Source organism: Pseudomonas sp. DWP3-1-3b3, assembly GCF_049896305.1.
Taxonomy (GTDB): domain Bacteria; phylum Pseudomonadota; class Gammaproteobacteria; order Pseudomonadales; family Pseudomonadaceae; genus Aquipseudomonas; species Aquipseudomonas azotoformans_A.
Genome location: NZ_JAFCUA010000013.1, coordinates 46,046 through 72,216, shown reverse-complemented (window position 1 = coordinate 72,216; position 26,171 = coordinate 46,046). Strand labels below are relative to the sequence as shown.

The following is a 26,171-nucleotide window of genomic DNA, read 5'->3' as shown; positions in this document are numbered from 1 at the left end:
TCACCCCACGAACCATAGGCGCCGTCGATTTGCCAAGCCTTCACGCAGCTCGGCGACGCCTACGGTGCGCTGCTCGGGGTCCGCGGCCAATGCTGAACGTAACGAAGGCCAGTACTGCCTGGGCAATTGCCTGGGCCGAGGCAGTCGCTGATGACATTGGCGCTCGCCTGGCCGCCGGCCCTCTGCCAGCTCATAGAGCACACAGGCAGCGCCATACAGGTCGGAGCTGGCGGACGGCAACCCTCCGGCCATCAATTCCGGCGCCGCGTACGCAGGGGTCCAGGCATTCAGGCGGCTTCGGCTCAAACCCGGTAATCCTGACCTGACCTGGGCCTCGGCGTGACCCAAGCCAAAATCAAACAGGCGCACGCCCTGCTCGCTCACCATGATATTCGCCGGTTTCACATCGCCATGCAGGACACCTTGCCGATGGGTGTAGGCCAGTGCATCCAGCAGTTGCAGGGCCATGGGCTGCAGCTCTTGCCAGGGCAATCCCTGCGGACACTCCGGGAGCATGCGGTCCAGCGTCAGGCCGGGCATGACTTCCATGGTAAAAAATGCCACCTGGTGCACCGTGTCCACCTCAAAAGAAAATGCCCGCACCACGTGATCATGTTGCAGGCTTCGGGTCAGGGCGAATTCACTGTAGAGAAGCACATGAGCGTCAGCCGACGCGGACAGGCCCTCGCCCAGCAACTTCAGCGCTACGCGGCAGTCTGGCTCGCCAAATGCTTCATGCAGCAGGTCCCGGGCGCGATAGACCACGCCCATCCCCCCAGTACCCAGGATGCGTTCAAGCTGATAACGCCCCGCAAGCAGATTCGGTGGGCCTACCGTCGCGTTCATGGCTGGATCACCACGGCGGTAAGGTCATCGCGTGCCGCGCCGCGCAATACGTCGTGGAACAGCCGGTCCACGACCTGCCGTGGCGTACCGGCGCTCATGGCACGCCCCAACTCCCTATGACTGAGCCCCTGGTACAAGCCATCGCTGCATAACAAAAACACGTCCCCGGGTTGGGTGCGCAACTCCAGTACTTCCAGCTTCAGCGGCTGCCGGCCTCCGACCGCTCGGGTCAAGGCCCTGCTGCCTGGGTGAGCCTGGGCCAGTTCTGGACTCAACTGCTGGCGGTCGATCAGTTGCTGCTGCAAGGAGTGGTCGCGTGACAGTTGATACAGCCGCTGACCCCGCCAGAGATAGCATCGACTGTCCCCGGCCCAGATACAGGCCGCACGGTTGGGTTCGAGCAACAACACAACCACCGTACTGCCCATGATGCCCGCCCCGCCATCGACGGGTTGCAACTGACTGTCGAGGCCACGCAGGCAAAGGCGGACGGCCTCGATCCGTTGGTCAAAGCCGCCCTTGCCTGACAGTGCGGCAAGGCTGTTGACCACCCACTGGCTGGCGACATTCCCGGCCTGATGACCGCCCATGCCATCAGCGACCGCCCAACAACCCCGTTGTGGGCAATCGAGGAGAGCATCTTCATTGCGCGCACGGCTTTTGCCTTGTGCCGTGCGCCCGGCACTGCGCCATGCGTGCGGCCCACTCACAATTGTTCCGGCAGGCGGAACGTGCGCCATGTCGCCATCTGGAACGGGCTAGGGTTGCGTTGGCTGGTGAGCAGGTAATTGGCCCGCAGGCCTGCCAGGTCAGCCTTGAGAATCTGCGCATCCCGGCCGCTGGCAGACTCGCTTTGCATCAGGTCGAAAAACCGGAACAACGACCAGGCGCCACTGTCCTTCTCGATCCCCAACGGCCGCTGTGCAGCGCGCTCCAGCACCAGGCTGCTGCGACCATTCTCGGCTTCGATCGGCCAGCGGAATGCCATTGGCACGATCGGGCCGTGACGGTATTCCAATTGCTGATCGCCGACGCGCAATGTCGCCCGGCTGACGGCCTGGTCCAGACTGTAGGGCGCCAATGTGAACCGCACGGCCCAATCACCCTGGTCCTCGGTGAAAAACCCCTGGCGAATGGTCTGGGCCCGGGTTAGTTGGTCCAGCACCGAACGCGACATTGGCAGGCTGCGCCCCTCCAGGGCCCGCATGCGATAACGGTCGCCCTCGACACTGACAAATGGCCGCAGGTACCCCTCATAAAAGCGCGCCAGCGCGCCCCGTGGCTTGAAGAACGCCTGAAAATCGCCCAGGGCGACGTCGCTGCCGGTGTGGGCATCGAACGGGTATCGGCGTTGGATGGCTTTCGCATAGAGGCCGTAGACCTCGCTTTGATAACGCTGATTCACGTACCCATACGCATCATCAAGCAGGTGGCGCCAAGTTTGGTCGGCAATACCCTCGAACCAACCTTTGAGCGGCTGCGGGAAGCGGGCCGCCGTATCACGCAGGTTGCCCAACAGCGGCTGCTGCCCATCCATCCGCTGCCTGGCCATTTTGAACGCGGCCTGCTCCGGCGAGCTATCCCGGTTCAGCGCCAGCAATTGCAACTGCAGCTCATCAAGCAATCGCAATGCCTGTGTCAACTCGCCGCCTGGGTTCTGCTCTTCGTCGAGCAACTGGTGCAAGGGTTCGAAGCGGCGTTGCAATGCACGCCGGGCCGTATCGGGCAGTGGTGTTCTGGCCAGAACCTTGGAAGTCGCAGCGCCCAGTTCGCCAACGTGCGAGCTCACCGCCTCAAACCGATCGGGAATCGGCACTAACCGCGTGTTTTCGCGCACTTGCTGCAGCAACTGCACCAAGGCCGACTGGGCTGATGTGAGGCCCGCAAGTTGCTCCGCGCCTTGTCGCAGGCTGCCACTGTCCTGCAGCCTGACCCGACCCAGGGCGTCACTCCAGGCATCGGCGTATTCACTGAAATAGCGTTGCTCCAGCGCCAGCATCAACCGGCGTAGTTCCGTGACGCTGAGGTCGGAGCTTTCCCCGAGTACCCAATTGTCCTGGGCGATGGCATTGACCCATTGAGCGCCCTGTGTTTCGAAAACCTGCAGGTATTTTTGGGTGTAGAACCCCGGTATAGGGGGCCCTGAACTGGAAAACGCCGGGCCTTCGGCCAGACGGTAAGGCTCCAGGCTCCGCGCTTGTTCCCGCAGCGCCCGGTAGACCACTTCCGTAAGCGACTCACCGCGCAACACCAAGCGAGCCTGGGCGACCAGCTCTTCATTCAATGGCACCAGGAATGGTCGCTCAAGGAGCCGCATAAAGTGCTCATTCAGACGCTTATGTGTCGAAGTATCCCCACGCCACTGACCCGCCAAGTGCTCTGCCAGCCACCCCACATCACGCCGCTCACGCAAACTAAACATCAGGTAGGCACGCAGGCTGTCCAGCAATTGCCCGCGGTCACCCAGGCTGCCTCGTACTCGTCCTTCGAGCAGCCTGGTCACGTACGGCAGTAAATGCTGCTGCAAGGCTTGGTCATAGGCGCTGGCCAGCAGCGGATAACTCACCTCTCCCTGATACAAGCCAGCCCGATCAATCCAACGTGCTTCGGCCAACGATGGAAACACATGCGTTGCAGCCAGGCGACTGTCCAGCAGCGTCAACAGTGCGAGGCTCTCGTCGTCTCCTTGTTGAATAGAGGGTTGGGTGTTGATCAATCCCAGTAGTTGCACCAACCGCTGATGGTTGAAGGTGTAACTGTGCGTCCACAACGCCCCCGCCGTGCCGATGACCACTGAAGCAGCCAGCGCCATCAGCCCATGACGCCGATGTATGCGCTGCCGCTCAGGACTACGCAGTCCGGCAAGATCGGCTTCGGCAAAAATCACGCGCTTGAACAAGCCTTGGACAAAATGAGGCCGTACATCGACCGTCTTCGCACAGGTCAGGTAGAACCCTCGCAAACCATTGATGTGTGGGTAGCGATAGGCGGAAAATCCAGTCTCGATAAACAGGCACAGGCGATCACCGATGTGTGCAACCTGCCGAGGAAAGTCCAGTATCCGGCGTCGACGCGCGATATTTCGCTCCTGATGCAAGCGCGGGATCAGCTCCGCGCCCAGACGCTGCAAAAGGCTCTCGAACGCCTCTCTGACCTGAGCGATGTCTGTGCCGGCGGTACCTGTCACCAGGTGCCCACCCAAGACGACTTCTGCGCCATCGCCCTGCTGCGCGTCGAAGAACTCGGCAAACCCGGCCAACCGATCAGCCTGGGTCAACACCAGATAGACCGGAACATCCGCATGCAATGTCTGCTGGATGTCCTGCAAGCGACTACGTACATGACGCGCATGGCGCTCCAGGTCGTGCTCATTGCTGCTTGAAAGTGTATCGACAGACAACGTGACCACCACGCCATTGAGTGGCCGCGCCCGGCGTCGCGACTTGAGCATACCCAGGAGTGTCATCCATCCCGCAGCATCAACCGAGGGGTCTGGCTGGCCCAAGTAGCGGCCGGCCGTCTCGACCATCACGGCCTCTTCGGCAAAATACCAGTCACAGTCAGGCGTAGTGCCTGGGAGCACGGTTTCTGGTCGCCCGGACAGAGACTGCACGCCGTTGGCAGCCAACAGGCTGGTCTTGCCACTGCCTTGCTCGCCAATCAACAGGTACCAGGGCAACTCGTTCCGCCAGCGCTCGCTGCGGTCACCATAGTGTCGGGAGCTTTTCAGCGTGTGCAGGGCCTCCTTGAAGCGCCCCTGCACCTGCTTTGTTTCGTCGTTGATCAATGCCTGACGCTGATGTTGCTCGTGGTGCTCGTGTTGATTCAAACGAGCGGTACGGCGAGTACCCACCACGACCATCGACAGCCCCCACAACAGCAGCAACCCGCTGATGGTCAGTAACCGGGATGTCGGGCTCTGCCAGAAACGGTAGTCATCCACCGCCAGCAAAGGCCCGAAAAACCAAATCAGCAGTGCACTGGACAACACCAGCAACAAGCTCCACAGCCAAATTTTGCGCAGCACCGTCCCCACGCCCTTGAAAAATGCGTTCATCCATTGCTCCCGGCGTTATGAGTGCGTCCGAAACAAACCTGGCACCCAGGATTGAAGAGGTTGCAGCGTCGTCTTGCGTTCCTGGCCCAGTACCCAGGCAAATCCTGAGTACATCACCAGCAAACAGACCAGCACGCAGATGGCGACCCCAGTGCCGGAGGCAATACGTATCCGTGACCGGGATGCTCTCCCCGCCTCTGGCGAAATGGAGACCGGCAAACGGTCCCCGCGCACATGCCTGATCTGGCGGTACACAGCGTCGTGAAGCGCTTCAAGTTGCGCCCTTCCCCGCTCCATGACGCGGTACTTGCCTTCGAAGCCCAACGACAAGCACAAGTACATGAGTTCCAGCATGGCCAGATGCTTGAAGGGGTCGCGGGACAAACGCTCCAGCAACTGGAAAAACTTTTCCCCTCCGAAGGTCTCGTTGTGAAATCGGCTCAACAGGCTTCTCTTCGACCAATCGCTGCTACTGCCCCACGGCGTGGTCACGACGGCCTCATCAATGACACTGCACAACACATAACGCGCCGAGATCACCTGACTGTTCTCTACGCCCAAATGCAAGGCATGGGCCTCAAACGCGGTGACACCCGATGAAAGCTGGTCATTGAGCGTCTGCAGGCTTTCCCGACCGGGGCTGGCCTTGAGCAGGGCAACCTGTGATAGGAGTTCCCAGGCGGCGGCCAACAGACTGTTGGAGCCCATCTTGAAGCTTTGCGCCCCCTGCAGATGGGCGGTGTAGATCATGCGGTCTTCCAACTGCTCGAAGCGTGGCGGCGTTGGAAAGTCCGTGACGGGGCCCTGTGCCGGACCGAACCCTTCACGATCAAGCAATATGGTTTTTTCATCCTGCGGGTATTCACTGTCCATCGTCATGCTGTTCAGTTCCTGATAGCCCAGAAGTGGAGTTCCAGCTCGGCGAACTCGCCACTGGCGTGGAAGGCGAAACCACCCGACTGCTCCAACTGCGCGATGTCACGTGGACTGAGTTCGAGCATGAAATAGGTCTTGCCGGCGTGATACGGAATCTGTCGAGGTGCTACCGGCAACGGCTTGACCTTGATACCTGCGAGATGCAGGTTCACCAGCTCGCGGATACGTTCCACAGGGCCGATCTTGAGATGCGCCGGCAGACGATGACGCAGCTCCTCCGTATCACACTGGGCGCTAGCCGCTAAAATGAATGTCGCAGTGCCGAGCAATTTGAGATCGCTGACCGGGCAGACCAGCACTCCGTACTGTCGCTGTTGCAACGTCAGCTCAATGGCATGTTGCTCCAGCACCGACGACAAGACGGTGCGAAGACCCTCCATCAGCCCGCGAAAGCTCGCCCCCTGGTCGCCGTGTTGGTACTGCACCGCCAATTGCGCACGTTTGTTGTCGCAGGCGAACGTCGACAGCTCCCCGAGAATCGCCAACAACGCCCGATACAACAACTCCGGCCGCACCTGGGTTTGCCCCTGGTAATGACGCAATATCAACTCAGCACGGTTGATCAGTTGCAGCATCAAAAAGTCGCCAACCTGTGCCCCAGCCGAGGCGCCACTGCCCTGGATGCGTGATGCGATCGCATCGCCACGCGCTGCCAGCAGACTGATCACCTCCTTGAGGCATGAAGACACATACCCCGAACCTTGGAGATAGATGAACGTCGGTACAAAATCCGCCTCCAGTTTTACGCCCCCCTCCTGGGTCGAATCCTGCACCTGGGCGACCTGGAGTCTCACGTAGAACGGATCGCTGGGCCCTTCCCCCAGCATCAGGCGCAAGTCCGGGCGTGCACAGTGGATCTGGCAACGAGCGTCGACGCCGGCATTGGAGTCCCCTATCTCCGTTTCACAGGCGACGTAGCGAGCCAGGACATCGCCTTGCTCCTGCCTGCGCACTTCAACCTGATTCTCTGTTGCCAGCGGCAGCGCCAGGTACACAGCTTGTCTGCCTGCATTGGCAGGCACCTGCAACACCAAAGGCTCCATCGCGCCACTCAGCTCGAACAAGCTGCCATCCGGCAAGACACCGCTGGCCCGGTTGACCACGACCTTGCCCAGATTGAGGTACTGCACATCGACTTCCAAGGTCAGGAAACCCCAGGCGTCACTGTTCAGCAGGCGGGTACGGTTGAGCTGTCGATGGTAGTAGCGGTCGTTATGCTGCAAGTGCTGGGGCCGCAGCAACATGCCCTCTTGCCAGATCACGTTATGGACGTGCATTTCAATCCTCCGTCCTGTCAGTCTGAGGCGCGACCAGGCGAAGGCCCGACTGGTCCAGCGCAACTTCGGCCCGCGTCAGTTGCCCTGGCACCACTGGCAACACCAGCCGCCATTGCACGTGAGGCAAGTCGCGGTAGGCCGCCAGCACGCCGACATAACGGCTATGCGGCTCGACACTGAGCTTGAGCGGCAACTGCTCGCCGGGACGCAACTCCCATTCCTCACCGCTGACCCAATCCTTGGCGAGAGTCTGCTCGGCCCGGCTGTAGAGGCTGAAGAAGTCGGCGTTTTCAAAGGCCACGGGATGCCGCAGCTCAAGCAGTTGCACCACCACGGGTGAGGGACGACCGTGCAGGTCGGGGTTGACTTCATCGCCAGCGATCAACGTCAAGTCCAGTTTGGTCAGCGTCGAAAAAGGTGAAAGCGTGCTACAGCCGGCCAATAGGCCAAGGGCTGACAGCGTTGATATGACAGTGATCCGATACATGAACATCATCCTGGGCACCCGACGTGCAAGGTGGAGACCAGGCGCACCTGCTCCTCGTAGGCTTTGGAAAAATCATTCAGCAACCCCTGCTCGCCCAAGGGCTCTTCGGACGTCAACCGTTGATAGTGGCGTTGATACGCCCGCCAATGGGCGCCATCGCTGAAGAACCTGGGTGGCTTGCCCTCGCGTTCGAAACACAGCAGCAAGTGGCCTGGCGCAAAGGCTGCCAATGCGCTGCGCACAGCGGCCCGACTGGCCACGACCAAGGCCAGTTGATGCACTTGCAGTTCACGACAGACCTGGGCGACGGCGTATTCGGCAGAGTGTTCGCCCAGCTCGCCAACACCCAGCAATTACTTCATGGCAGTAGGGCCGTCGGCACAGGCTTTTAAAGGGTTGCGGGTATCGAGCCCTGGAGCGGTCAGTGCAGAGTTGATTTCACTGTTCAGCTCGTCGCGGGTTCGCAGGCTCTGCTGCAACCCATCGATGGTTAGCTTGAACAGACCTGCCACTTTGATCGCCAGGGCCTCACGGCCCAGCGTATCAAGCATGTCCAGTTGCATGCCCAACGCTTGCGCGAACTGTGGCCAGAATGTTTCCGAGCCACCCGGCGCGGCCGCAGCGGGCCCGGTAGGAAGATCCTCCCTGACGGGGTCAGCCCACTTCGGCACGACCAAATGATCACGCTCCACGGCCCCCTGACATAGCGCTTGGGACGGCACCTGCATGGCTGTATCCAAGGCATCAAGTTCTGCCGATGAATCAGCACGCAGTTGCTCGCGATCCAGTGCATCGACAGGGTCAAGTCCCAGGAACGCATCGTCTGGGATCGCGTCATCTCGGGCATATGACCGCCGCTCATTTGCCAGCAAGCGAGCGCGGATCTCCAGCCCGCCCAATTGGTACACGTCACCCTCACTGATCAGCCGTGCCTGCCCCTTTTCCAGGCGTTCCATGCTGCCTGATACACCGATGCCGTTGCTGCTGATATCGGTCAGGAAGTAGCGGCCCTCTCGGTAACTGACCAAGCCGTGATGACTGGAGATCAGGCGATTGGCATCAGGAATGATCCAGTCACAGCCCACCCCACGGCCGATCACGCCACCGACGCCCGCAAACGTCTTGCGAGCAGGCATCGCAGCGCCTTCGGTACCACAGACTTCAAACACTAGTTGCATGGCGCAGCTCCCCTGCTCACTGCCCACGTCGGGTCGCCTGGGGTTCACCCAACGGACGGTAGTCGGCATCGTCAAAGACATAATTGGCGTTACAGCCACTCAACAAACACAGCACCAGCAAAAGGCCTTGCCACGGACGAAAAAACATCAGGTATCTCCCATGAAAATCAGGTGCCAACACGCCCCCATTCAGCCCCCCTCGCAGACATCGCCCAGGGGGATCTTCAGGCGCGCCAGGCGATAGAGCAGCGTGCGGCGAGCGACGCCCAACTCACGTGCGGTACGGGTGCGATTGCCACGGTTTTTGTGCAGGCAATCGATCAGGAATACTCGCTCGACCCGTTCCAGGCGTTGACGCAACGTTGCATCGACGGACTCATCGGTGGGGGGGGCAGACAAGGACAAATGCGCGGGCAGGATCACACCGTCATCGCAGAGCAGTACCGCACGTTCCACCAGGCACTTGAGTTCACGGACATTGCCGGGAAAGGCGTGACTCGACAGTTGGTCAAGGGCTGCGCGGGACCACGACACCGGTTCGCGCTCAAGGGCAAGAGAAGCCTTTTGCGCAAATTCACGCGCCAACAACAGCACATCGTCGTCGCGCTCGCGCAAGGGCGGCAGTTCGATGGGAAATTGCGCCAGCCGGTAGTAAAGGTCTTCGCGAAAACTGCCTTGGGCGACCATCGCGGCGAGATCACGGTGAGTCGCGGCGATGATCCGCACATCCACCTTGTGTGCCGCGCTGGCGCCCAAGGGACGGACTTCGCCCTCCTGTAGAACCCGCAGCAACTTGGCCTGCAGCGACAGCGGCATGTCGCCGATTTCGTCCAGGAGCAGCGTGCCGCCGTGTGCCGCATCAAACAGCCCGGTATGGTTGCGTTCAGCTCCCGTGAAAGCGCCTTTGCGATAGCCAAACAGCTCACTTTCCAGCAGGCCTTCGGGAAATGCCGCACAGTTCTGCACCACGAACGTTTTGCTGCGACGCGAACCCGCAGAATGGATAGCCCGCGCCACCACCTCCTTACCCGTTCCCGTCTCCCCTCGCAGCAATACGGTGTAAGAGGTATGCATGACCTTGCCAATCAGGCGGTATGTCTCATCCATGGCCGTACTGTTACCGACCAAGCCAAATGCTGCACGGGGAGCCGGATTGCATTGATTCTGTCGGACGACACTTCCAAAAGATGGCTGACAGCGCAGCAAAGCCAATTGCATCAAGGTAAAACTACCCAGTTGGCTCAGGGCGACCGAGTAGTCCTGCAAGTGTTTCCGGCATTGGCTGGCGCACAGCAATACGCCGCTGATGGCCTTGTCCCGGTTGAACAACGGCACACATGACAGCGCTTCCCAGCCTGTCGCCATGGCTGGCAGGAAGCCGTATTCGTACACGCTGCTCGATAGGTCCTCCAGGCTAAGGGCCGTTTGATGGCTGAGTACGTAGTGCAATACCTGCTCGTGCTGGAAGTCCTTGGTGCCGACCGGATCACCGGGGCAAAGCTCCCCGGATAAATGCTGGGCAATCAGTTCGAGTCGGCCTGTAGACTCATTTCGCCAGTACAACTGGCTGAGTTCGCACTGGCTGAGTTGCGCCACCGCCGTCACACACAGGCCGGGCAAAGAGGCTTGGTCGCCATCGATGCCCAAGCGAATGAACCAGCCGAGCAACGCGTCGGCGAAGGCCAGGGGATGGGATAGTTGAGTGGACCGATTATCCCTCATTGGCTGAGCTCACAAATGGGATAGCCGCTACCCTCCAGGCGCGCATGCACATTCGCCAAGCATTCACCCTGGGCCATGGCCGCCAGCAGCCGATCTGCCACCTGCGGCAACAAATTGAGCTCGATCCACTGGTCAATGTAACGAGCGCCGCTATCTCCGTGGGCACAGTGTTCGGCCATGTGTGCAACCAGCTCTGGCGTATAGCTGAAAGCCAGCTTGCGTAGACGCAACCGTTGTCCCAAGCGTTCCAGCTTGAGCCTTGCAAGGTCATGCAGAACCTCACCCTTGATCGGGTAATACGGCACCACACGCATGCGGGCCAACAATGCCGGTTTGAAGTAATCGCGCAACAGCGGATGGATCGCCTCTTGCAGCATTTGCATGTCAGGCCGTTGATCGCCAACACACAGTTCACCGATACATTCACTGCCGAGGTTGGAAGTCATCAGGATCAGTGTGTTGCGAAAGTCGATTTCCCGGCCTTCCCCGTCATTGACCAGACCCTTGTCGAAAATCTGATAGAACAGGTTCAACACTTCCGGGTCGGCTTTCTCGACCTCATCGAGCAGCACCACCGAATACGGTCGTTGGCGCACGGCTTCGGTCAGCACACCGCCCTCGCCGAAACCGACATAACCGGGCGGAGCACCAATCAACCGCGACAGGGAGTGTTTTTCCTGGAACTCCGACATGTTGAGCGTCGTAACGAACCGTTCACCGCCATACAGTAGATCGCCAAGGGCAAGTGCTGTCTCGGTCTTGCCTACACCGCTTGGGCCGACCAGCAGGAACACACCGACCGGTGCGTCGGCTTTATTGAGCCCCGTGGCAACGGCGCGCAAGTTGCGGTCCAGGGCCTGCACCGCCTGTTCCTGGCCAAGAATGCGCGCGCGCAGCGCATCGGCAAAGCCCAGCGCCCGTGCGCTGTGCTCGAGTGCCAGTTGTTCAACCGGGATGCCGGTCCAGGCACTGATGACCTGGGCCACCAGGCGCGGGCAAACCTGCTGCGGCACGGCCTGTTGCTCTAACCAGTGCTGTTCCAGCTCCAGGCGCTCACTTTCCATTGCATCCCTGCGCAGGTTCAACGCGTGCAAGATCTGCTCATCCACGGCAAACCCTGCGTCCCTGTCACGACTTAATGCCTGATGCTGCCGCATACCTTCCGCCTGCTCCGCGTACAGGCGTTGTAATGCCTCCGGCGCCGTCTCCCGACGGGTACGCAAGCGAGCACAGGCCGTGTCCAATACATCCACCGCCTTGTCGGGCAACTGGCGCCCGGACAGATAACGAGCACTCATTTGCGCCGCCGCCACGACGGCATCGTCACGCACATAAACGCCGTGGCTGCGCTCATACACCGACACCAGTCCGCGCAAGATCGAAACCGCCTGCTCGACACTGGGCTCGCCCACCCGTACAGGCTGGAAACGCCGAGCCAATGCAGGATCCTTTTCGAAGTATTTTTTGTATTCCGACCAGGTAGTGGCAGCGATGGTGCGCAGTTCGCCGCGAGCCAGGGCAGGCTTGAGCAGATTGGCGGCGTCGGACGCGCCTGCCTGGGCGCCCGCCCCGACCAAGGTATGCGCCTCATCGATAAACAGGATCACCGGCGGCACTGAAACGTTGACCTCATCGATCAAGCCCTTGAGGCGCCGCTCGAATTCACCCTTGATACTGGCACCGGCCTGGAGCAAGCCCATGTCCAGGGTCAGCACCCGGACATCCTGCAGTGGCCCCGGCACCTGCGCACTGGCAATGCGTAGCGCGAGGCCTTCGACAACGGCCGTCTTGCCGACCCCGGCTTCGCCGACGAGTATTGGGTTGTTCTTGCGGCGGCGCATGAGGATGTCGATCAACTGGCCGATCTCGACGTCCCGGCACAACACCGGATCAATACGCCCTTCATGGGCCTGGCGCGTCAGGTCGTGGGTGAAGCGCTCCAGCAGTGACTCACCCTTCGAGGCAGGGTCAGTGCCAGGCGCCTGGCTGCGCACAAAGTCGTGCACACGCTGCGCATCCAACCGATTCAATAAAACCTGATAGACACTCCCCGCGTGGTGCAGTGGATGACGCAGCAATGCCAGCAACAGGGCGCCGTGATCGACCTCGGTCTGTCGCAGTTCCAGATGGGCAACCATCAGGGCCTGTTGCAGCCACTCTACAAGCGCCTGGGCAAACACCGGATTGCGCGAAGCACTCGCCTCCCCTTTGGGTTGCAGTGCAGCTTGCAGCTCGCCGGTTTCGATGCCCGCATCTGCCAATGCCCGTACCAGAAGGCCGTCGTGATGCTCCAGCAGGGCCAACAGCAGGTCTTCCACCAACACCTCCCGGCCACCGCGCGTTACGCAGCGTTCAGCCGCGCGCACCAAATCGCGACGAGCCTGGGGGGTCAAGGTCTGGATAAGTTGTTGCAGGTCCACATTCATCATAATGATTCATCCCTCATGAGCGTTGCTCGGCACCATGACCACACCATCGGCGTACTCATGTGCCAGCCAGCTGGTCCAGCCGAGGCGACAGACGTTGTGTTCGCCAATGTGCAGCGGTCGGATCTCTTCTTTGGCAAGCACCAGGCGCAGGTCATATGCCAATGGGTCCCGCGCCGTCAGCCGCACCAATGAGCACAGCAGCGGGTAGTCCGCACCCGTGGGCAGAAACCCATGGAGTTGCTGCCAGCGCAGGCCCTGCAGGTGCACCCTGAACTTGCCACTGCGGTCGGCCACCTGGCTGCCCAATACCTGGTCATGACCAAGTACGCTGTTCGCGACGCCGAGCCGGTTTCGCTGTGAGTCGGCGATGACAACCGTGCGCAACACCCATTGCTCGAGGAACAGCCGGTTGTGCTTGAAGTAGTAGCGCAGCACCGTCTCGATCAAGGCCGCCGAATGTGCCCGCAGGCCAAGCAGCCCCAAGTAGGGCAACAGCCGTTTGCAGTTCAATTGCGCGACACTGCGAATCGGCCGTCCCCTCAACCCGATCAACGCAAACATCTGCTCGGAAAAGGCGTCACGCGCATCCGCCTGGAAACACGCCCGATAACGATATTTGCGCCAGATTGGCAGCATCAGTCGTTGCAGGCGGTGATGAAACACGTCCAGGAAATCTCGCGTAGCGTTGCCGCCCGCCCCGTCGCCATAGGCCTGCTCGCCATAAAACGCAGGTAACGGCGACCCCGCGCCACACAAGCCCAAGACGTTGAGGCGAAGGCGTGCGCGCAGCTGTTCGTGTTCGACAAAAAACTCCACGCGATCAATATCGTGGCCGGGAAAACCGAGGCCAGGGTTGGCTTGAAACTCCAGCAAGTCATACAGCGCGTCGTCATCCAACAGAGGATGGGCATCGCGCAGACGCTTGATCACCTGCAAAACCGCCTGGAACAGCGAATATTCGCGGATGATCCGCGACAGTCGCGTCAAAGCAGGGGCTGCTGCCCCATCCGTGGTGGCCATAGATACACGTCTCCTTGTGTGCTGATGACTCTTAGTTCGTGATAAGCATTGAGGCTGGCATAGAGCGCAAAGAACTCGTTGAGCACTGACGCAAAAATGAACACTTCGCCCGCCCCCAAGAAACCTTGGGGATCAATCTTCAGATCAATTCGTACTCCGCGACACGGCAAGCCGCGGTGCAAGCGGTCAACCGATGAATGACTGACGGATCGCATTGCATCCAACTTCCTCTCACTGACCTTTTGCGCCAGTCGGTCGTGATAGCGCGGCAAGTCATAGGTTTTGAGAATCACCTTCAAGGCGTCGATATCGCTCAATGACAGGTAGTTGAGCGACATGTTGCTGATAAGCCGCCAGAGAAAATCCTGGTCCAGAGGCGGAGACAGACTGGCTGTCGGCGCGCAGATATTGCGAAACGACAGCCCCTCCGGTGTCTGTTCGCACGGCCGGTTGATGTCGCCTGACTGCAACAGTCGAGGTAGGTTGTGATTGGTGCACGTCAACTCGATCGACAGTGTTTGCTGGTCCGACTCGAGGCCGTTGCCAATCCCAAGCCAGGTTTCCAGCCCGGCATGCTGTGTCGATGGCCGTTGGCGAATGCTGTAGCTGGGTGGGTTTTCCGGTAGGTCGGTATCGCCATCATGTTCAAAGGATTCGAACGGCACGTAGGCCTTATACCCGCGCCCACCTGGCTGCCAACCCGTTACACGGTCTACGGAAAATACACTTGCGTTCTCCCGCGAATACTCGCCGGGAATGAGCAGGTACTCATCTTGCTTCCCGTCCAGGCGAATGGGCACCGCGTCATGCTTGAACAGATTCACGATGGGTTTGCAGTAGAGCTTCACGTTATCCAGGGTGGGCTGTTGGGACTCACGCCATGGCGTGCGTAACTCAAAGCGCATTATCAGGCCACCTACCTGCTTGAGCTGCTCACCGGGCAATCTGTGCAGCACGTCCATGCCCCCTACATCGACAAACAGGAACTTGTCAGGAAAGGCAAAATACTCCTGCAGATGGCGATACCCCGGGAAGGTATTCTGCGGATAGGGGATCAACGCCTGTTCCTCACTGAAACCCACCGGCTGTACCTGTTCGGCACCCAGTCGCAGTGATATTGCCTGACCGTCGGGCCCGCTGACGGGCAGTCCATCGTGGCCCAAAGGCAACAGCTCGATACCTTCGAGGTGGCGCAGCAGGCTCAGGTATAACGCCTGGCTAATGTAGCTATCCCCGGCCAGATGCAGGCGCAACTGATCAAAGGCCCAGTCACTGAAATTACCGGCGGCGCTCATGCGCAGGCGCAGACTCAACACGCCCTGCCCTGCCTGTGTGCTGTACTCCAGGGCGCTCAGTTGCAGCGGGAGAACCTGTGTGGCGTAGCAAGTACGGAAACGGCATCGCTCACCGTTGACTGCGGCGCTTTCCACCGGCGTATCACGCGCCACCCACACACCGGGACCTGAGTGCTTCAACGGGTCAAATTGCAACATGCTGAACGCGGGCATTGGGCGCATGTAGTTGGGCCACAGCAAATGCATCAGCGAGTGCGTGAGTTCTGGAAGTTCGTCGTCGAGTTTTTGCCGCAAGCGACCCGTGAGAAATGCAAACCCCTCCAGCAGCCGCTCGACATCGGGATCCTGGCCAGACTCTGCGAGGAAAGGGGCCAGCGCAGGGTTGCGCTCGGAGAACTGCCGTCCGAGCAGTCGCAACGCACTGAGCTCACTTTGGTAGTAACGGTTAAAAGACATCCGGCAAAACCTCTACCCGACCGGCGTCACAGAGTCGCGCGGTAAACACCACCAGTTGCTTGATACCCTTGACCGTCAGTGTGCCTTCGATAGCGAAGGCCAGCGCCAGTGGGTCTTGGTCCCGCGGCAATGTCGTGACCCGCACATGCTTCAAGCGTGGCTCGTACGCCCGGATAAATCGCTCGATCAACAAACGCGATTGAGTCAATGACTCATGCAAGCTCTGGTTCATGTCGTTGAGGTCGGGCAAGCCATAATCCGGCAGTGTCTGCACGCTGCCGGCACGGATACTGAGCATTTTTCCCAGATGCATCGCGACGGATGTCACGCCACACGCGGGAGTAACTGCCGGACGTTCAAGACGCTCGAAAAGGCGTTGGTGGTGGGGCACTCCCTGGCCGCTGCTCATTCTTTATCGAGCTTGCCGACCAGGGACAGCGTGAAGTCGGCCCCCATGTACTTGAAGTGCGGCCGTACACTCAGGTTGACGCGGTACCAGCCGGGCTCGCCGTCGACGTCACTGACAACGATGCGCGCCGCGCGCAGGGGGCGTCGTCCACGCACTTCGGCACTGGGATTTTCCTGATCGGCGACGTACTGGCGAATCCATTTATTGAGTTCCAGCTCCAGGTCTGTGCGCTCCTTCCACGAACCCAACTGCTCGCGCTGAAGAACCTTGAGGTAGTGGGCCAGGCGATTGACCACCATCATGTAGGGCAGTTGGGTACCCAAGCGGTAATTCAGCTCGGCTTCCCTGCCCTCGGGACTGAGCCCAAAGTGTTTCGGCTTCTGCACCGAACTGGCGGAGAAAAACGCGGCATTGTCGCTCCCCTTGCGCATCGTCAAGGCAATGAAGCCCTCTTGCGCCAGCTCGTACTCACGACGGTCGGACACCAGCACTTCCGTCGGGATTTTGGTTTCGATCTCACCCATGCTGTGGAAGTGATGCAACGGCAAGTCTTCCACCGCACCACCGCTTTGCGGGCCGATGATATTCGGGCACCAGCGAAAGCGCGCGAAGCTGTCAGTCAGGCGCGTGGCAAAGGCGTACGCCGTATTGCCCCACAGGTAATGTTCATGGCTGTTGACCACGTTTTCCTGATAGGCGAAGGTCTTGACCGGACACTCAACTGGATCGTAGGGCGTACGGAGCAGGAAGCGCGGCACGGTCAAGCCGATATAGCGTGCGTCTTCGCTTTGGCGAAAACTTTGCCATTTGGCAAATTGAGGACCTTCGAAGTGGTCCTTCAGGTCTTTCAGGTCCGGCAGGCCGGTAAAACTCTCCAACCCGAAGAACGCCGGCCCGGCAGCGGCGATGAATGGCGCATGGGCCATGCAGGCCACGCTGGATGCGTACTGCATCAGTTTCACGTCGGGTGCACTGGGAGACAGAAAGTAGTTGGCGATAATCGCGCCCACCGGCTGACCACCAAACTGACCATACTCGGCACTGTAGATATGTTTGTACAACCCGGACTGGGTCACTTCCGGTGAGTCCTCGAAATCTTCCAGCAGGTCTTGCCGGGAGACGTTCAGCAGTTCGATCTTGATGTTCTCGCGGAAGTTGGTACGGTCAACCAACAGCTGCAATCCCTTCCAGGCGGCTTCCAGGGCCTGGAATTGCGGGTGGTGCAAAATCTCATCCATCTGCAGGCTGAGCTTCGTGTCGATCTCGGCAATCATCCGGTCGACCAAGCGTTTCTTGACGGGCTCACCACGATTCTGCGGCTTGATCAGCTCTTCGATAAATGCCGAGACGCCCCGCTTGGCAATGCCATACGCCTCGTCGTCTGCACTCAGCAGAGTCTGGGCAACGATGTTGTCGAGAATGCTGAATTGATCATCGGTGGGTGCTGGCAGTGTGTGTTGTTGTGTGGTCATGCGGTCAGTGTCCTTTTACTGAAAAATGTCAGGCGTCGGGGCTGTCCAGACCTAGCTCAGCCAGTACCCTGGCGCGGGACTCGTCATCCGCCAGGGCCTGCTCGATAGCCTTGCGAAAGCTCGGGGTGTTACCCAGGGGTCCCTTGAGCGCCATCAGTGCCTCGCGCAACGCCATCAACTTGTGCAATTCGGGCACCTGCTCAACCAGGTTCGCGGGATTGAAGTCCTTCATTGCATTGATGCGCACCTGAATGGCCAACTCCTCAACGCCTGCATCCTCCTGCAGGCGGTTGGGCACGTTCAGCGTCAGACTCAACGCCTGTTTGGCCAGCACGTCATCGAGGGTGTTCTTGTCGATCGCGATGGGCTTGCGATCTTCGAGCTTGCGCACGTCCTCACGTTGGATGAAATCGCCCAGCACCAACAGTTTCAGTGGCAGTTCGACTTCTTCCTGCGCTCCGCCGATAGCGGGTTTGAACGTGATATTGATGCGTTCCTTGGGGGCGACCGAAGCTTCTTTGGCCATGGTGTCTCTCCTTTTTCAAGTGGCTCGAAAGCCTATTCAAGTACCGCTTCCAGATCGAAGAGGCACAGCCTGCGATGGGTGTCTTCCTTGCGCTCGCGCACGGCGTGGTTTTGTGGCAGCAGGTCGCAGCAGCGATACAGAAGCTGGGCAACTTGAAGTGCCAGCTCCGGTTCCCAGCGCTCAAGGCCCGTGCGTTGCAGTTCGTGGTCCAGGTGTTCGAGCTGGATCTTCGCCAGCTCATGCTTGCCCGCCTGCACACACAGGCGCGCCTGTGCCAGCCGCCAGTGAAAACGCGCGCGATCACTGCGAGCGGCGAGGCTGCCTTGCTTGAGTTCATGGATCGCGGCCTTGAGCCCATCCTTGCGCAACCTGGGCGCTACCGCCTGCAAGGCGAGCTCCCAGGGCTCAGCTTCGGAATCCACCACGGCGGCTGATTCGGGTACTTGCAAATGCCGGCTGACCTGCAGCGTGATCCAGTCACGGCTGGCGGCGTCGGCAAAAGGTACGCGGTCGTGAAAGCAGAACGACGGCAGGTCCGGCAAGCGTTGCAACAACAAGGCGAAGACAACTTCCAACTCGAGCATGGCCTGTTCGGCCTGCAAGGCTTCCAGGCATTGCCAGAGCATGCGCAACCCATCGAACCAGAACATGGCACCGGCCAGACTGGCCTCGAGTTCAAGTACCAGGTCGGCGTAATGCCCTTGGGCAAAACGCTCCTGATAACGCTTGCGCTTGTCAGGGGCAGGCCCGCGCAACGCGGTCACCCGTTCGTTGTCGGCATCCGGGTAGCTGGCCAGTGCCAACCAATTCAATGTTCGGTTGAGGCGCAAGGCGCGCAGGTCGGTAGCGTTCTGGCGCAACCACCAGGTACACAACGGGCGGGCCTGCTCCTGCAACGTACGTAGTAACTTGCTGGCGTCTTTTTCGTTGTTCACAACGGCTTCGGGTTTGAGCAATTGGCTGGCCGCTTGCTGGACCTGCGCAATGACACCGCTTAACCCCGCCGCCGGGGTATCGTCCTGAGCCGCACGCTCCAGTCGTTGAGCCAATTGCCTGCGAATCGGCAGCAGCAGCGGCGCGTCATCCGCGAAGTGCTTGGCCCATAGCTCATCGAGACCTGTCAGTTGCTCAAGCACAGCGCGAAACAAGGGCTGCTGGTTCTGCAACGGCAAGCCTTGCGCGAACAAAGGCTCGAGGCGCAACACCAACCAAGCGAATGCTGCGCCACGGGTACGCAGTTTTTCGGGGTAGGCCACCGACCAATGATGCTCGCAGAGATAGCGCAACATCCCGAGCCCCGCCAGCAGCCCTGGATAGGATTCGCGCTGGTGCAAAGCCCAGGTCAACCAGACAGCCACACGTAGATCCTTGGATTGTTGCCGTAACAGGCCTTCACTGACTTCCAGGACTTTGTGCCAATCCGGCTGACCACTACCATGGATCGATTGCGCCTTTGCCAGCTCGGACTCCAAGGTTTCATACTCACTCGAAAAGCGCATATCGCTGCCCGCAAAACTTGTTTGCGCACAGGGCAGCCTCGCAACTTCTAGATAGTAATCACACAGCTTGTCCGAATACGACATTCAACACCTGATGCAACTAACCAAGACAGGAAAAAGCCAGCTAGCGACACTTAAAAAGCACACCAACAGGCCATCTTAACCTTGCTGTAACTTCTGCAAAGCTCCCAAACCTTAGCCACGCCAAAAGCATTCAGCAAGCGACAGAGAAATACTTAATCCTTTTCCTACAAACGCGCAAACAAAGCCACTGCGCAGCATTTTGCGCACTGAGGCACAGGTGCGATTTAGACTCTATTTACAACTTCCCTATTTAACTCGCGCGCGCACTGAGCAATCAAATGCGCAGCTCTGCGCAACTAAATACGCCATATAACCACCAAAACCATCTCGCCTGATTATCACTCCAGCCTTATTTAACGCCAAACCCCTGCATTTATTAACCCGCTCACTTTCAGGCACGGTTCTTGTAGTAATGGTGACTTGCCAGCCGGTGTCATGATCGGTTGGAACTACCTCTTCAATCAGACAAGGAAACCCGTCATGCCAACACCCGCCTATCTATCCATCACCGGCGTCAAACAAGGTTTGATCACGGCAGGCACGTTTACCCAGGACTCGGTAGGTAATATTTACCAGGAAGGCCATGAGGACCAGATCCTGGTCCAGGCGTTTGCTCATAAGGTGATCATTCCGCGCGACCCACAATCCGGCCAGCCCACCGGCCAGCGGGTCCACAAACCCATGATGATCAGCAAAGTCTTCGATAAATCCTCCCCATTGCTGTTCAGCGCACTCACCAGCGGCGAAGAGGTCAAGTGCCGGCTGGAATGGCTGCGCACCTCGTCCGCCGGCACCCAGGAGCACTACTTCACCATCGAACTGGAGGGCGCGACCATCGTGGACATCCAGTCACGCATGCCCAACTGCCAGGACCCGGACAACGCCCACTTCACCCACCTGGAGGATGTGTATTTCACCTATCGCAAGATCGTGTGGACCCACGAAGTGTCCGGTACTTCCGGGTCCGATGACTGGCGCAGCCCGGTTACGGGTTAAATCGGGTTAACCAGGGAACGGTGCCAAGGAAGGCGCCGTTCCTGACAGCAGGCTAAACCATCGCCAGAGGGTGCTTGCGCTTGGGTGCGCCAAACACGCGGTCAATCGCGTCGAGGTCGTGCTCATCCAGCACCAGCTTGGCGGCGGCTGCGTTGAGCCGCACGTGCTCTGGGGTGACCGCCTTGGGGATCGCGATCACACCGTCCTGGCGCAACACCCAGGCCAGGGAGACTTGGGCAGGAGTGACCTCATGGCGACGGGCGATCTGCTTGAGGGTCGGGCTGGACAACAATTCGCCACCCTGGGCAATCGGACAGTACGCCATCAAGGGCAAGTGATGCTGTTGCCACCACGGCAGCAGGTCGAATTCGATGCCGCGCTCTTCGATGTTGTAGAGCACCTGATTGGTGGCGCACGCCGGGGATGCGAGTTCCTGCAGGTCGGCCACATCGAAATTGGAGACGCCCCAGCGGCCGATCTTGCCGGCTTCACGCAGGCGCTCGAAGGCTTCGACGGTTTCCTCAAGGGGGTGTTGGCCGCGCCAGTGCAACAGATAGAGATCAATGTACTCCGTGCCCAGGCGCTGGAGGCTGGCTTCGCAGGCGCGGGGCACGCCCTTGTGGCTGGCGTTGTGCGGGTAGACCTTGCTCACCAGGAACACCTGGTCGCGCCTGCCGCGAATGGCTTCGCCGACGACCGTTTCGGCGCCGCCCTCACCGTACATTTCGGCGGTATCGATCAGGGTCATGCCCTCGTCGATGCCCAGTTGCAAGGCCGCGACTTCGGCGCGGTGCTGGTCAGGGTTTTCGCCCATGCGCCAGGTTCCCTGGCCGATGACAGGGACGGGAACGCCCGCCAGATCAATGGTACGCATGACAACCTCCTGATGAGTTCGCGGATTAACAGTGTGGCATTGACCGGACAAAAGGGTTCAATCGAAGTATGGTTAGCCTTTGCCAAGTCGCCAGGAAGAACCTGTAATGCTGTTTGTCGTCATGCTCGGGGGCAAGCACCCACGGGCAAAGATTGAAGTGCACGATGTGGTGTTCGCGGTCGCGGACACGCTGGAAGCGACCTACCCGCAACTGCGCGCCGACTGGTTCGGCAGCCCCAAGGGTGTGCATATCGATGCCTGGATGGCCGTGGATGGCGTGGACGGTTGGACAGTCGAACTCAGCCATCTGGCCCCTGCTGCTAGGGCGCACCACCTGTACTTCATCAACCTTGGCGGTTACGAGTCCAATAGCTTTGGTGAAGCCCACCACTACCTGCTGGTGGTCGCCCGCAACAAACAGGAAGCCATGAGCAAAGGCAAGCAACAGATGCTGCGCCACTGGTCCCAAGCCCATACCGATGGGGTGCTGGACATCGACGACTGCCTGCCCATTGATCTGGTGAGCGGTCGCTATATTCATCTGGTGCAGGGCCCGCACCGGCCAATCATCCAGCAGAACGACTACATCGTCCTGAGCTGAACCCTACCCGAACGGGGTATGGCGCCCACCGGCCACCTGCCTGACAGTGCAATCAGTCCCTCAGCCTGATAACAAGCACAACTCAAGGTGGGTCCCCATGCGTAAAGCCTTTATCGCCCTGTTCAGCGTCGTATTGCTTGCCTGCGCCACCATGAGCCAAGCCGCCGACGACCCAGGCAATACCTTGCGCATCTACAACTGGGCGGACTACATCGGCGACACCACCCTGGCCGATTTCGAGAAAGCCACGGGGATCAAGGTGGTCTACGACACCTACGACTCCTACGAAACCGTGCAGGGCAAGTTGCTTTCCGGACGCTCCGGGTATGACCTGGCCCTGCTCAACGCTTCCCTGGTACCGCTGCTGATCAAGGGCGGCGTCTTCCAGCCGTTGGATAAATCCCAATTGCCGGACTGGAAAAACCTTGATCCATTGGTACTGAAAAGCCTGGAAGCCCACGACCCCGGCGTCACCTATTCCGCGCCCTACACCTGGGGCAGTAATGGCGTGACCTACAACGTCGACCTGATCAAGGCGCGCATGCCGGACGCGCCTATCGGTTCCCTGGCGATGATTTTTGACCCGAAGGTGGTGTCGCGCTTCGCCGATTGCGGCATCACGTTCATGGACTCCCCCACCGACATGATTCCCCTGGCGCTGACCTACCTCGGCCTGGACCCCAACAGCGTCGCCCCAAAAGATCTCAAGGCCGCCCAGGACGTGTTGATGGCGGTGCGTCCGTACATCCGCAAATTCGACTCCAGCGGTTTCATCAACGGTTTGGCCAACGGTGATCTGTGTCTTGCCACCACTTGGTCCGGCGACTACGCCACGTCCCAGGCACGGGCAACGGAGGCCGGGGCCAAGATCACGCTGGACTATTTCATCCCCAAGGAAGGCTCGCTGATCTGGTTCGATAACTTCTACATCCCCGCCGATGCGCCCCATGTGGCCAACGCCCACCGGTTCATCGAATTCCTCCTGCAACTCAGCACCATGGCCGGCGTCAGCAACACCATCCACTACGCCAACAGCAACCTGGCCGCCAAGCCCTTGGTGAATGCCGATATCCGCGACAACCCGGCCATCTACCCCGACCCGACGACGATGCAGCGCCTGTTCACCCAGAAAAGCCAGCCGCCGGCCGCTGTACGCCTGATCACTCGCACCTGGAACGCCGTCAAGACCGGCAAGTGACCCCCAGCCATTGAAGGTAAATGCCATGACTCTGCCAAATCCCGCTTTCTTCGCCCAGTTCGACCACGACAAACTGGACGCTGCCGACAAAGCCCACTACATGCACGGTTTCCATATGTTCGACGAACACCGTGAACAAGGCTCGTTGAACATCGCGATGGGCGACGGCGCCTACATCTATGACACTCACGGCAACCGTTACCTGGATGCAGTCGGCGGCATGTGGTGTACGAATATCGGCCTGGGCCGCGAGGAAATGGCCGACGCCATCGCCAACCAGGTGCGCCAACTGGCGTACTCCAACCCGTTCTGCGACATGGCCAACGTCACCGCCATCGAACTCTGCGCCAAGCTCGCCAGCCTGGCGCCCGGCGACCTTGATCATGTGTTCCTCACCACTGGCGGCTCCACGGCGGTGGACACGGCGTACCGACTGGTGCAGTTCTATCAGAACAGCCGCGGCAAACCGACCAAGAAGCACATCATCTCGCGCTTCAGTGCCTATCACGGCAGTACGTTCCTGACGATGTCGATCGGTAATAAGGCCGCCGACCGCGCGCCGGAATTCGACTTCATGAGCGACCTGTTCCACCACATCTCCTGCCCCAACTACTACCGGGCGCCGGAGGGGATGAGCGAGGCGGACTTTCTCGATTTCCTGGTGAACGAGTTCGAAGACAAGATCCTCACCCTCGGCTCGGACAATGTGGCGGCGTTCTTCGCTGAGCCGATCATGGGTTCCGGCGGCGTGATCATTCCGCCCCAGGGCTACCATCGGCGCATGTGGGAAATCTGTCAGCGTCATGACCTGCTGTACGTCGCCGATGAAGTGGTGACCTCATTCGGGCGCCTCGGTGCGTTTTTCGCCTCCGAAGAGGTGTTCGGCATGCAGCCCGACATCATCACCACCGCCAAGGGGCTGACCTCCGGCTACCTGCCGCTGGGCGCGTGCATTTTCTCGGAACGTATCTGGCAAGTGATCGGTGAGCCGGGTAAGGGCCGTTGCTTCACCCACGGTTTCACCTACAGCGGGCATCCGGTGAGTTGTGTGGCGGCACTGAAAAATATCGAAATCATCGAGCGGGAAAACCTGCTGGCCCATGTCGAAGAGGTCGGCGTGTATCTGGAACAACGCCTGAAAACCCTGGCCGACTTGCCCCTGGTAGGCGACATCCGCTGCCAGCGACTGATGGCCTGCATCGAGTTCGTGGCGGATAAACGCACCAAGGCGCTGTTGCCGGACGCGGTCAACATTGGCGAGAAAATCCACCTGCGCGCCCAGGCCAAAGGCTTGTTGGTGCGCCCCATCGGCCATCTGAACGTGATGTCACCGCCACTGATCATCACCCACGCCCAGGTCGATGAGGTGGTGGAGACCCTGCGCCAGTGCATCCTCGACACGGCGGCCGAACTGCGCGCCAGCGGCGAGTACCAAGGCCGATGACCTATAGCGCCGAGCCCGTCTCGGCGTTGTGGCCTGGGCATCGACGGCCGGGTAGACTGGCCGTCATGACAACCACCAGCCCTGCCCCCTCCCTGCAGCAACTGGAAGCCTGGCACCACGCCCTGGGCCAGGCGCTTATTCATGTGGACGAGGCTTCGTTCCTCGAACACCTGGCCAGCGCGCTCTGCACGCTTACGCCCATCGAATCGATGATGATCAGCCTGGAACGCCAGGGCCTGCCGCCGCACTTGCTGTACCAGCAAGGCATTCCCCGCACTTACCAGGACGAGATCATCCACCGCTACTTTTCCCGTGGCTACTTGCTCGATCCCTTCTGCCTGGCAGTGGACAAAGGCCTGGCCGAAGGTTTCTACCACTTGGCCGAGATTGCCCCGGACGACTTTTTCAACAGCGAGTACTACAAGACCTATTACCTGCGCAGCGGCGGCGCCCAGGAGAGCTACTACATTGTCGACCTGTGCCCGCAGAGCAAGATCTCGTTGTGCATGTTCCAAGGCTTGAGCGCCGGGCAATTCACTGAGCCACAACTGGCCCTGCAGAAAGCCACCCAAGCCATGGTCCGCGAATTACTGCGCCGTTTCGGCACGAGCGGTGGCCTGACCAAAGTGATCAGCGACGACGCCTTCACCCAGACCCAGGCCCATCAGCAGATTGAAGCCGCGTTCATGGAATTTGGCAGCGGCGTATTGACCGTTCGTGAACGTGAGATCGCCCACTTGATCCTGCGCGGGCATTCGGTGAAATCCACCGCGCAAGTGCTGGGCATTTCGCCGGAAACCGTGCGCATGCACCGTAAGAATCTGTACACCAAGCTGGCGATCAATTCCCAGGCCGAGCTGTTTGCGCTGTTTATCGAATGGCTGACCCGCAGTGGCGCCATGGCCCGCGGTTGAACCACTCAGGCAATCGGCGGGAACTTTGCCAGGAAATAACCGCCTGAATCCGGTAGGCTCACCCTTTTCATTCAAGGAGTTACTTCCCATGGCCAAAGCCACCGCCCGTCACATCCTCGTTTCCACTGAAGACAAGTGCAACGAACTCAAGGCCCAAATCGAAGGCGGCGCCGATTTCGCAGAGATCGCCAAAGCCAACTCCAGCTGCCCGTCCAGCCGCGACGGCGGCAACCTGGGTTCGTTCGGTCCAGGCCAGATGGTCAAGGAATTCGACACTGTCGTCTTCAGCGCCCCGGTCAACACCGTGCAAGGCCCTGTGAAAACCCAGTTCGGCTACCACCTGCTGGAAGTCACCAGCCGCCAGGACTGATCCAGTCCGCGCTGATGCTTTAAACAACGGCCCGCCTTTTGGTGGGCCGTTGTGCATGTGATGACTGGCGACGCTGATGCC

The 26,171-nt window shown here is 59.8% G+C and carries 22 protein-coding genes and 1 pseudogene; 6 read left to right on the top strand and 17 right to left on the bottom strand.

Features of this window, described 5'->3' with window-relative positions; translation table 11 throughout:
• The 16 genes and pseudogenes from ACP7BX_RS27760 to tssA all read right to left on the bottom strand — a co-directional run bounded on the left by ACP7BX_RS27760 (window position 1) and on the right by tssA (window position 19,693).
• Window positions 1-846, bottom strand: a complete 846-nt coding sequence (locus ACP7BX_RS27760; protein WP_426131997.1) for a serine/threonine-protein kinase — start codon at window positions 844-846, stop codon at window positions 1-3.
• The gene (locus ACP7BX_RS27755; RefSeq protein ID WP_426131996.1) at window positions 843-1,586 is read right to left on the bottom strand and encodes a PP2C family protein-serine/threonine phosphatase; all 744 of its coding nucleotides are present in this window, start codon (window positions 1,584-1,586) and stop codon (window positions 843-845) included. Before ACP7BX_RS27755 ends, ACP7BX_RS27760 begins: the two co-directional genes overlap by 4 nt.
• Window positions 1,553-4,903, bottom strand: a complete 3,351-nt coding sequence (gene tssM, locus ACP7BX_RS27750; RefSeq protein WP_426131995.1) for a type VI secretion system membrane subunit TssM — start codon at window positions 4,901-4,903, stop codon at window positions 1,553-1,555. Before tssM ends, ACP7BX_RS27755 begins: the two co-directional genes overlap by 34 nt.
• A gap of 15 nt (window positions 4,904-4,918) precedes the next feature.
• Window positions 4,919-5,782, bottom strand: coding sequence for a type IVB secretion system protein IcmH/DotU (icmH, locus tag ACP7BX_RS27745; protein ID WP_426131994.1), 864 nt, complete (start codon window positions 5,780-5,782; stop codon window positions 4,919-4,921).
• 5 nt (window positions 5,783-5,787) lie between these two features.
• Window positions 5,788-7,116 (bottom strand): type VI secretion system baseplate subunit TssK, encoded by a 1,329-nt coding sequence (gene tssK, locus ACP7BX_RS27740; RefSeq protein ID WP_426131993.1) that lies wholly within the window; start codon window positions 7,114-7,116, stop codon window positions 5,788-5,790.
• 1 nt (window position 7,117) lies between these two features.
• Complete coding sequence (gene tssJ / locus ACP7BX_RS27735) at window positions 7,118-7,603, bottom strand: type VI secretion system lipoprotein TssJ (protein ID WP_426131992.1); 486 nt, start codon at window positions 7,601-7,603, stop codon at window positions 7,118-7,120.
• A 5-nt stretch (window positions 7,604-7,608) separates the two neighbouring features.
• Window positions 7,609-8,781 (bottom strand): annotated as a pseudogene (gene tagH, locus ACP7BX_RS27730) (type VI secretion system-associated FHA domain protein TagH).
• Window positions 8,782-8,797: 16 nt separating this feature from the next.
• Window positions 8,798-8,929: a type VI secretion protein gene (locus tag ACP7BX_RS27725; protein ID WP_314533319.1), complete on the bottom strand. Its 132-nt coding sequence runs from the start codon at window positions 8,927-8,929 to the stop codon at window positions 8,798-8,800.
• 41 nt (window positions 8,930-8,970) lie between these two features.
• Window positions 8,971-10,503 (bottom strand): sigma-54 interaction domain-containing protein, encoded by a 1,533-nt coding sequence (locus tag ACP7BX_RS27720; protein WP_426131991.1) that lies wholly within the window; start codon window positions 10,501-10,503, stop codon window positions 8,971-8,973.
• Entirely contained in the window at window positions 10,500-12,932 is a 2,433-nt protein-coding gene (locus ACP7BX_RS27715) for an AAA family ATPase (protein WP_426131989.1), read from the bottom strand. Before ACP7BX_RS27715 ends, ACP7BX_RS27720 begins: the two co-directional genes overlap by 4 nt.
• A 6-nt stretch (window positions 12,933-12,938) precedes the next feature.
• Complete coding sequence (gene tssG, locus ACP7BX_RS27710; RefSeq protein ID WP_426131987.1) at window positions 12,939-13,952, bottom strand: type VI secretion system baseplate subunit TssG; 1,014 nt, start codon at window positions 13,950-13,952, stop codon at window positions 12,939-12,941.
• On the bottom strand, window positions 13,916-15,703 hold the full coding sequence (gene tssF, locus ACP7BX_RS27705) for a type VI secretion system baseplate subunit TssF (protein WP_426131985.1): 1,788 nt from the start codon (window positions 15,701-15,703) through the stop codon (window positions 13,916-13,918). The genes tssG and tssF overlap by 37 nt, the downstream gene beginning before the upstream one ends.
• Complete coding sequence (gene tssE, locus ACP7BX_RS27700; RefSeq protein ID WP_426131983.1) at window positions 15,693-16,112, bottom strand: type VI secretion system baseplate subunit TssE; 420 nt, start codon at window positions 16,110-16,112, stop codon at window positions 15,693-15,695. The genes tssF and tssE overlap by 11 nt, the downstream gene beginning before the upstream one ends.
• Window positions 16,109-17,584 carry a type VI secretion system contractile sheath large subunit gene (gene tssC / locus ACP7BX_RS27695; RefSeq protein WP_314533332.1) on the bottom strand — a complete coding sequence of 492 codons (1,476 nt, stop codon included), beginning with the start codon at window positions 17,582-17,584 and terminating at the stop codon, window positions 16,109-16,111. Before tssC ends, tssE begins: the two co-directional genes overlap by 4 nt.
• Before the next feature lie 28 nt (window positions 17,585-17,612).
• Window positions 17,613-18,110, bottom strand: coding sequence for a type VI secretion system contractile sheath small subunit (tssB, locus tag ACP7BX_RS27690; RefSeq protein ID WP_426131981.1), 498 nt, complete (start codon window positions 18,108-18,110; stop codon window positions 17,613-17,615).
• A 32-nt stretch (window positions 18,111-18,142) separates the two neighbouring features.
• The gene (gene tssA / locus ACP7BX_RS27685; RefSeq protein WP_426131979.1) at window positions 18,143-19,693 is read right to left on the bottom strand and encodes a type VI secretion system protein TssA; all 1,551 of its coding nucleotides are present in this window, start codon (window positions 19,691-19,693) and stop codon (window positions 18,143-18,145) included.
• A 480-nt stretch (window positions 19,694-20,173) separates the two neighbouring features.
• Here tssA and ACP7BX_RS27680 point away from each other — a divergent pair, with 480 nt between their 5' ends.
• On the top strand, window positions 20,174-20,689 hold the full coding sequence (locus ACP7BX_RS27680; protein ID WP_426131977.1) for an Hcp family type VI secretion system effector: 516 nt from the start codon (window positions 20,174-20,176) through the stop codon (window positions 20,687-20,689).
• Between the two features lie 52 nt (window positions 20,690-20,741).
• Here the strand turns inward: ACP7BX_RS27680 and ACP7BX_RS27675 are convergent, their stop codons facing one another.
• On the bottom strand, window positions 20,742-21,563 hold the full coding sequence (locus tag ACP7BX_RS27675) for an aldo/keto reductase (protein WP_426131975.1): 822 nt from the start codon (window positions 21,561-21,563) through the stop codon (window positions 20,742-20,744).
• 106 nt (window positions 21,564-21,669) lie between these two features.
• On the opposite strand from ACP7BX_RS27675, the gene ACP7BX_RS27670 reads away from it, so the two are divergent.
• The 5 genes from ACP7BX_RS27670 (at window position 21,670) to ACP7BX_RS27650 (ending at window position 26,090) form a co-directional block, all read left to right on the top strand.
• Window positions 21,670-22,164, top strand: coding sequence for a DUF1543 domain-containing protein (locus tag ACP7BX_RS27670; RefSeq protein ID WP_426131973.1), 495 nt, complete (start codon window positions 21,670-21,672; stop codon window positions 22,162-22,164).
• Between the two features lie 97 nt (window positions 22,165-22,261).
• Window positions 22,262-23,362 (top strand): polyamine ABC transporter substrate-binding protein, encoded by a 1,101-nt coding sequence (locus tag ACP7BX_RS27665; protein WP_426131971.1) that lies wholly within the window; start codon window positions 22,262-22,264, stop codon window positions 23,360-23,362.
• 25 nt (window positions 23,363-23,387) lie between these two features.
• A complete protein-coding gene (locus tag ACP7BX_RS27660; RefSeq protein WP_426131969.1) occupies window positions 23,388-24,806 on the top strand; it encodes an aminotransferase in 1,419 nt (472 codons plus the stop codon).
• Window positions 24,807-24,871: 65 nt separating this feature from the next.
• The gene (locus ACP7BX_RS27655; RefSeq protein ID WP_426131967.1) at window positions 24,872-25,720 is read left to right on the top strand and encodes a response regulator transcription factor; all 849 of its coding nucleotides are present in this window, start codon (window positions 24,872-24,874) and stop codon (window positions 25,718-25,720) included.
• Window positions 25,721-25,808: 88 nt separating this feature from the next.
• Window positions 25,809-26,090 (top strand): peptidylprolyl isomerase, encoded by a 282-nt coding sequence (locus tag ACP7BX_RS27650; RefSeq protein WP_010210937.1) that lies wholly within the window; start codon window positions 25,809-25,811, stop codon window positions 26,088-26,090.
• Window positions 26,091-26,171 lie beyond the last annotated feature (81 nt).

Excerpts from the sequence above, each read along its gene's own strand:
- ACP7BX_RS27760 (WP_426131997.1), bottom strand. The coding sequence starts at position 846 with ATGAACGCGACGGTAGGCCCACCGAATCTGCTTGCGGGGCGTTATCAG.
- ACP7BX_RS27755 (WP_426131996.1), bottom strand. The coding sequence starts at position 1,586 with ATGGCGCACGTTCCGCCTGCCGGAACAATTGTGAGTGGGCCGCACGCA.
- tssM (WP_426131995.1), bottom strand. The coding sequence starts at position 4,903 with ATGAACGCATTTTTCAAGGGCGTGGGGACGGTGCTGCGCAAAATTTGG.
- icmH (WP_426131994.1), bottom strand. The coding sequence starts at position 5,782 with ATGACGATGGACAGTGAATACCCGCAGGATGAAAAAACCATATTGCTT.
- tssK (WP_426131993.1), bottom strand. The coding sequence starts at position 7,116 with ATGCACGTCCATAACGTGATCTGGCAAGAGGGCATGTTGCTGCGGCCC.
- tssJ (WP_426131992.1), bottom strand. The coding sequence starts at position 7,603 with ATGTATCGGATCACTGTCATATCAACGCTGTCAGCCCTTGGCCTATTG.
- ACP7BX_RS27725 (WP_314533319.1), bottom strand. The coding sequence starts at position 8,929 with ATGTTTTTTCGTCCGTGGCAAGGCCTTTTGCTGGTGCTGTGTTTGTTG.
- ACP7BX_RS27720 (WP_426131991.1), bottom strand. The coding sequence starts at position 10,503 with ATGAGGGATAATCGGTCCACTCAACTATCCCATCCCCTGGCCTTCGCC.
- ACP7BX_RS27715 (WP_426131989.1), bottom strand. The coding sequence starts at position 12,932 with ATGATGAATGTGGACCTGCAACAACTTATCCAGACCTTGACCCCCCAG.
- tssG (WP_426131987.1), bottom strand. The coding sequence starts at position 13,952 with ATGGCCACCACGGATGGGGCAGCAGCCCCTGCTTTGACGCGACTGTCG.
- tssF (WP_426131985.1), bottom strand. The coding sequence starts at position 15,703 with ATGTCTTTTAACCGTTACTACCAAAGTGAGCTCAGTGCGTTGCGACTG.
- tssE (WP_426131983.1), bottom strand. The coding sequence starts at position 16,112 with ATGAGCAGCGGCCAGGGAGTGCCCCACCACCAACGCCTTTTCGAGCGT.
- tssC (WP_314533332.1), bottom strand. The coding sequence starts at position 17,584 with ATGACCACACAACAACACACACTGCCAGCACCCACCGATGATCAATTC.
- tssB (WP_426131981.1), bottom strand. The coding sequence starts at position 18,110 with ATGGCCAAAGAAGCTTCGGTCGCCCCCAAGGAACGCATCAATATCACG.
- tssA (WP_426131979.1), bottom strand. The coding sequence starts at position 19,693 with ATGTCGTATTCGGACAAGCTGTGTGATTACTATCTAGAAGTTGCGAGG.
- ACP7BX_RS27680 (WP_426131977.1), top strand. The coding sequence starts at position 20,174 with ATGCCAACACCCGCCTATCTATCCATCACCGGCGTCAAACAAGGTTTG.
- ACP7BX_RS27675 (WP_426131975.1), bottom strand. The coding sequence starts at position 21,563 with ATGCGTACCATTGATCTGGCGGGCGTTCCCGTCCCTGTCATCGGCCAG.
- ACP7BX_RS27670 (WP_426131973.1), top strand. The coding sequence starts at position 21,670 with ATGCTGTTTGTCGTCATGCTCGGGGGCAAGCACCCACGGGCAAAGATT.
- ACP7BX_RS27665 (WP_426131971.1), top strand. The coding sequence starts at position 22,262 with ATGCGTAAAGCCTTTATCGCCCTGTTCAGCGTCGTATTGCTTGCCTGC.
- ACP7BX_RS27660 (WP_426131969.1), top strand. The coding sequence starts at position 23,388 with ATGACTCTGCCAAATCCCGCTTTCTTCGCCCAGTTCGACCACGACAAA.
- ACP7BX_RS27655 (WP_426131967.1), top strand. The coding sequence starts at position 24,872 with ATGACAACCACCAGCCCTGCCCCCTCCCTGCAGCAACTGGAAGCCTGG.
- ACP7BX_RS27650 (WP_010210937.1), top strand. The coding sequence starts at position 25,809 with ATGGCCAAAGCCACCGCCCGTCACATCCTCGTTTCCACTGAAGACAAG.